The organism is Spirillospora sp. NPDC046719 (genome assembly GCF_040645715.1).
GTDB lineage: Bacteria > Actinomycetota > Actinomycetes > Streptosporangiales > Streptosporangiaceae > Spirillospora.
The window spans coordinates 1-4,569 of the sequence record NZ_JBEYYT010000607.1 but is presented as its reverse complement, the minus strand read 5'-3'; the positions used below and the strand labels follow the sequence as shown (position 1 = coordinate 4,569).

The 4,569-nt window shown below is 75.0% G+C and carries 4 protein-coding genes and 1 pseudogene; 2 read left to right on the top strand and 3 right to left on the bottom strand.

Annotated elements, in window-relative coordinates; translation table 11 throughout:
* The 3 genes and pseudogenes from ABZ914_RS47090 to ABZ914_RS47080 form a co-directional block, all read right to left on the bottom strand.
* Positions 1 to 207: pseudogene (locus ABZ914_RS47090) on the bottom strand (hypothetical protein); the annotation flags it as partial.
* Entirely contained in the window at positions 204 to 1,166 is a 963-nt protein-coding gene (iolC, locus tag ABZ914_RS47085) for a 5-dehydro-2-deoxygluconokinase (RefSeq protein ID WP_500201153.1), read from the bottom strand. The gene iolC and the pseudogene ABZ914_RS47090, both read right to left, overlap by 4 nt.
* Entirely contained in the window at positions 1,163 to 2,107 is a 945-nt protein-coding gene (locus tag ABZ914_RS47080; protein ID WP_500201152.1) for a TIM barrel protein, read from the bottom strand. The genes iolC and ABZ914_RS47080 overlap by 4 nt, the downstream gene beginning before the upstream one ends.
* Positions 2,108 to 2,290: 183 nt before the next feature.
* On the opposite strand from ABZ914_RS47080, the gene ABZ914_RS47075 reads away from it, so the two are divergent.
* Both ABZ914_RS47075 and ABZ914_RS47070 read left to right on the top strand, forming a co-directional pair.
* Positions 2,291 to 3,028, top strand: a complete 738-nt coding sequence (locus tag ABZ914_RS47075) for a GntR family transcriptional regulator (protein ID WP_387032128.1) — start codon at positions 2,291 to 2,293, stop codon at positions 3,026 to 3,028.
* Between the two features lie 118 nt (positions 3,029 to 3,146).
* Positions 3,147 to 4,502: a phytase gene (locus tag ABZ914_RS47070; protein ID WP_500201151.1), complete on the top strand. Its 1,356-nt coding sequence runs from the start codon at positions 3,147 to 3,149 to the stop codon at positions 4,500 to 4,502.
* Positions 4,503 to 4,569 lie beyond the last annotated feature (67 nt).

Sequence of the window (4,569 nt, the reverse complement as noted above, 5' to 3'; positions counted from 1 at the left end):
CGGAGGGGCGGCGGCGACGATCAGCCGCCGTCCGGGGGCGCCGGCCGGGGCCGGGCGCCGCGGCCGGCGGGCGGCCGCCTCGGCGATGGCCTCGGGCCGCCGCACGCGGGTCTCCGTCAGCGCCGCGATCCGGGACCGCGCCGGGGACTCCGCCCGTGCCGGCACGCTCGTACCTGTCTCCACGCTCGTACCTGTCTCCACGCTCATGCCGGCACCCCGTCCAGCAGCGCCGCCACCTCGGCGTACTCCGGCATGGCGTCGGCGCACGCGAGCCGCGACGCGACGATCGCGCCGGCGGCGTTGGCGAACGCGACGGTGCGCGCCAGGTCCCAGCCGGACAGCAGGCCGTGGCAGAGCGCGCCGCCGAACGCGTCGCCCGCGCCGAGGCCGTTGACGACCTCGACCGGCACCGGCGGCGCCTCCACGACCTCGCCGTCCGCGCTGACCGCGAGCACGCCGCCGGGGCCGCGCTTGACGACGGCGAGCCGGACGCCCCGGTCGAGCAGCGCGCGGGCGGCCCGCACCGGGTCGGACTCGCCGACGGCGACCTCGCACTCGGCGAGGTTCCCGACGGCGACCGTGGCGTGTCCGAGGGCCTGGCCCGCCCAGCGGGACGCCTCGGCCGCCGACTCCCAGAACATCGGCCGGTAGTCCAGGTCGAGGACGGTGAGCGCGGTGCGGGGCCGGGCGCCGAGCGCGGCGAGCGTCGCCGTCCGGGACGGCTCGGCGCACAGCCCGGTCACGGTCGCCCACAGCACCCCGGCCGACCCGATCGCGGCGAGGTCCAGTTCGTCGGCGCGGATCTCCAGGTCGGGGGCCTTGGGGAAGCGGTAGAAGTACAGCGGGAAGTCGTCCGGCGGGAACAGCTCGCAGAACGTGACGGGCGTCGGCAGGCCGGGGACGTCCGCGACGAACCGGGCGTCCACCCCGTATCCGGCGAGCGCGCGGCGGACGAACCGGCCGAACGGGTCGGCGCCGGTCCGGGTGATCACGGCGGCGCGACGGCCGTACCGGGCGGCGGCGACCGCGACGTTGGTGGCGCTGCCGCCGAGGAACCGGCCGAAGCCTTCGACCTCGTCGAGCCCGACGCCCGACTCCAGCGGGTACAGGTCGACCCCGACGCGGCCCATCGTGATGACGTCGAGGGACGCGGGCGCAGCGGTCATGCCGCGATCCCGGCGAGGAAGTCCAGGCACGCGCGCACGTCCCCGATCGGCCCGGCGCCGTCGTCCGGCTCGCGGTCGAGGATGGTGTCCTGTTCGAGGACGTACCAGCCGCCGTACCCGGCGCCTTCGAGGGAGCGGACGATGCCGGCGATGTCGATGTCGCCGCCGCCGAGGGGCCGGTAGATGTCCTTGCGGACGGCGTCGGTGTAGGCGATCCGGCCGGCCTGGACGTCGCGGGCGAGCCCGGCGTCGACGTCCTTGAGGTGGACGTGCGCGATGCGCTCGGGGACGCGGGCGGCCAGCTCGCCCGGGTCGACGCCGCCGATCAGCAGGTGCCCGGTGTCCAGGCAGAGCGGGATCCCGGAGCCGTCCAGGACCCGCTGCACCTCGTCTGAGCGCTCCACCATCGTGCCCACGTGGGGGTGCAGGACGGCGCGGACGCCGGACTCTGCGGCGAGCGCGGCGATCCGGTCGAGGTTGGCCAGTAGCGCCGCCCAGCCCGCCGCGTCGAGCGCGGGCCGCTCGTCGTACCCGTCGAGGCCGTGCACGGCGGCGAGCACGAGCGTCAGACCGCCTTCCGGAGCACCGGCGCCGGGAGCGTCCGTGCTGCGAGCGTCCGCACCGGGAGCCGCGGTAGTTTTGGAACGTTCCACACCGAACGCGGTCAGGGTCCGCCGGATCTCGGGCAGCGGGTCGCGGTCCGGGTCGTGCAGCACGACGGGGGCGAACCCGCCGAGCGGGCGGAGCCCGTGCGCGGCCAGCAGGTCCGCGCGCTCGGCGGCGCCGGCGGGCAGGAAGCCGTCCGGGCCGAACTCGGTGGCGGCGAGACCGAGGGCGCCCATCTCCGCCAGCACCCGGCCGGGCGCCATCTGGTGCCCCCACCCGGGCACCTCGCACACCCCCCAGGAGATCGGCGCTCCCGCGACGCGGTCTTTGATCATCGGCACTCCATCCCGGTGAAAGGCGACGCCGGCGCCGCGGCCGGCCCCCGCCGAGTCTGCTGAAACCGCCCGAGCCATGTCAAGGCTTTGTCATGACATTATGAGGTAAGGAGGTTCGGCCAAGCGCGGAGTATCATCCGGTACGGGAGCCCGGCCGGGAGCCGGGCCCGGAGGGAGCCCGGGGTGTACCGACCGCGCGTGATCGTGGACCGCGGCAGCCCCGTGCCGCTCTACTACCAGCTGGCCCGGCAGCTCGAGGCCGCGATCCAGTCCGGCGAGCTGTCGCCCGGCACCCGGCTGGAGAACGAGCTGGAGCTCGCGGAGCGCTGCGGGCTGTCCCGGCCGACCGTCCGGCAGGCGATCCAGCACCTGGTGGACCGCGGGCTGCTGGTGCGCAAGCGCGGCGTCGGCACGCAGGTCGTCCTGTCGGAGATCCGCCGCCCCGTCGAGCTGACCAGCCTGCACGACGACCTGGCGGCGGCCGGCCGGGAGCCGCACACCGAGGTGCTGGAGTTCGGCACGGTGCCCGCCGACGACCGGGTCGCCAAGGAGCTGGGCCTCGCGGCGGGCGACCCCGTCCTGCGGATGCGCCGCGCCCGGAGCACCGGCGGCGAGCCGCTCGCGCTGCTCACCAACTACCTGCCCGAGGGCCTGCTCGCCGTCACCGCCGACGACCTCGCCCGGCACGGCCTGTACGAGCTGCTGCGCGCGAGCGGCGTCAACCTGCGGATCGCCAACCAGTCCATCGGCGCGCGCCGCGCCACGGCGGAGGAGGCGCGGCTGCTGGACGAGCGGCGCGGCGTCCCGATGCTCACCATGACCCGGACCGCCTACGACGACAAGGGCACCGCGATCGAGTTCGGCCGCCACGTGTACCGGGCGAGCCGCTACTCCTACGCGCTCACGCTCGTCGAACGCTGACCGGCGCCGCCCGCGCGGGCGCGCCGGACCTCTTGATCGATTAGAGCGCTCTATTGAATTAGAGCGCTCTAACACTTACGGTGCAGGGCATCCCCCCGAGCGCATCAGGAGGAACCCGATGCCCTTCGCACCGTTCCGCCCCCGCGGCCACCGCCTGGCCGCCGCCGCGGTGACCGCCGCGCTGGCCGCCGCCGCGCTGTCGGCCGCCCCGGCGTCCGCCGACGACGACGAGCTCGCCCAGGTCCACGCCCGCCTGGAGACCCCGGCGGTGTTCGACGACGACGCGGGCGGCAACGCCAACGCCGACGACCCCGCGATCTGGAACCACCCGAGCGACCACGACGGCGACCTCGTCATCACCACCCTCAAGCAGGCCGGGCTCGCCGTCTACGACGCGTCCGGGCACCAGATCCAGCGGATCGCCGCGCCCGCGCCGCCGCGCGCCGGCGACGAGCCGGGCCGCTTCAACAACGTCGACCTGATCTACGGGTTCCGGCTCGGCGGACACACCGTCGACCTCGCCGTGGTGTCCGACCGGGGCCGCGACATCGTCCGCACCTACGCCATCGACCCGCGCGCCGCGCTCCAGCACGGCGCGCCGCTCACCGACGTCACCGACGCCGCCGCCCCGTTCGTGTTCTCCTCGTCGCTCGACCAGGTCAACGACCAGGCCACCGCGTACGGGATCGCGTCGTGGAAGGACGGGCACGGCGCCTCGTACGCCGCGCTGAGCCGCCGCCACACTCCGCGCGTCGGGATCGTCAGGCTGGAGGCGACCGCCGCCGGCAAGATCACCTACCGGCGCGTCCGGGACGTCGACCTGCCGTCGTCGTTCGCGCTGCCGGGCGGCGGCACCTGGTCGCCGTGCGAGGACCCGGGCCGCGGCCCGCAGGTCGAGGGCATGGTCGCCGACGAGGAGCACGGCGTGCTGTACGCCGCGCAGGAGGACGTCGGCATCTGGCGCATCCCGCTCGACGGCGGCACGCCCCGGCTCATCGACAAGGTGAAGGACTTCGGCGTCCCCGCCGCCTACAACGCCGAGACCGACGAGTGCGAGGTCACCGGCCCCGACCCGGGCGCCGGCGGCACGCACATCACGCCGGACGCCGAGGGCCTCACCATCTACCGCAAGGACGACGGCGAGGGCTACCTGCTGGCGTCCAGCCAGGGCGACAACACCTTCGTCGTCTACGACCGGGAGGGCTCGAACGAGTACCTCGGCCGCTTCCGCGTCGCGCCCAGGACGAACGCGGACGGCTCCGAGGAGTGCGACGGCGCGATGGTGACCAGCGCCCGCGTCGGCGGGTTCAAGAACGGCCTGCTGGTCGTCCACGACGGCTTCAACGCCCCCGACGAGACGGGCCCGGACGGCGAGGTCCGCACGAACACCAACTTCAAGTTCGTCGACTGGAAGGACGTCGCCGAGCCGCTCGACCTGGACGTCACCCCCGGCGCCTGGGACCCCCGCGACTGACCCGCTTCGTCGGCGTGCGGCGGGCCGCCGTCATGAGCGCCTCCATGGGCGCCTTCGTGACGGCGGC

Bases quoted from the DNA above. Each gene is read 5' to 3' on its own strand.
- iolC (WP_500201153.1), bottom strand. From the start codon at position 1,166: ATGACCGCTGCGCCCGCGTCCCTCGACGTCATCACGATGGGCCGCGTC.
- ABZ914_RS47080 (WP_500201152.1), bottom strand. From the start codon at position 2,107: ATGATCAAAGACCGCGTCGCGGGAGCGCCGATCTCCTGGGGGGTGTGC.
- ABZ914_RS47070 (WP_500201151.1), top strand. From the start codon at position 3,147: ATGCCCTTCGCACCGTTCCGCCCCCGCGGCCACCGCCTGGCCGCCGCC.